Origin of the sequence: Vibrio sp. OPT46, from assembly GCF_015163535.1 — a bacterium.
Classification (GTDB): domain Bacteria; phylum Pseudomonadota; class Gammaproteobacteria; order Enterobacterales; family Vibrionaceae; genus Vibrio; species Vibrio alginolyticus.
Map to the genome: position 1 here is coordinate 101,533 of NZ_JADDYG010000093.1, position 729 is coordinate 102,261.

Genomic DNA, 729 nt, shown 5'->3' on the forward strand with positions numbered 1-729 from the left:
GATCATGTGAGATTTTTATCTAGTGTGTGAGGAAAAACGTTTGCTTTGACCGAGGTTATAAAACTTAATAACTTCCTAAATTAGCGTTCTATGCTGTTTATATACAACCAGACAGATATAAAAGCTGACTAACGAGTGAGTATGGAAAGACGCTATTTCACCTAGCGACAGACATAAAAAATCCGAGTGCGAACACTCGGATTTTTAAGAACTAAAATCAATGGGAAACTACAGCAGCTTTTACTCTTCAGAGCTCGGTGCCGCTGGTTTTTTCTTAGGGATGAAGACATCATCACCCACAGATACGTTTTTGTAGAAGCTCTTGTCACGCTTAGCTGGTTTTTTCGCCGATTTTTTCGCTTGAGGGCGAGCTTTCTTTGCGGTCGCTTTCTTATTGCGGAAATCTGGTTTAGGTGGCTTAAGGCCTTTAAACTTACCTTTCAAATCTTCGAACAATGAAAACTCAAGATCTTGTTGTAGGTATGCTTCTACACGTTTAAAGCTATCCCAGTCTTTTGGACCAACAAGAGAGATTGCATCCCCTTTATTTCCAGCACGACCAGTACGACCAACTCGGTGTACGTATTCTTCGGTATGCTTTGGCATATCGAAGTTGATGACGTGTGTCACAGTTGCAATATCCAAACCGCGGGAAGCAACATCAGTCGTTACAAGGATCTTAAATACTGCGCGCTCAAACTGACTCATAATGGTGTTACGTTGAGTCTG

Annotated in this window: 1 protein-coding gene; it reads right to left on the minus strand. The window is 41.4% G+C overall.

All coding sequences use genetic code 11. The annotated features are described in order from the left end of the window. Positions 1-240: 240 nt before the first annotated feature. Positions 241-729: helicase-related protein (locus IQR33_RS04655; RefSeq protein ID WP_265575777.1), on the minus strand; the 489-nt coding region annotated here is incomplete at its 5' end.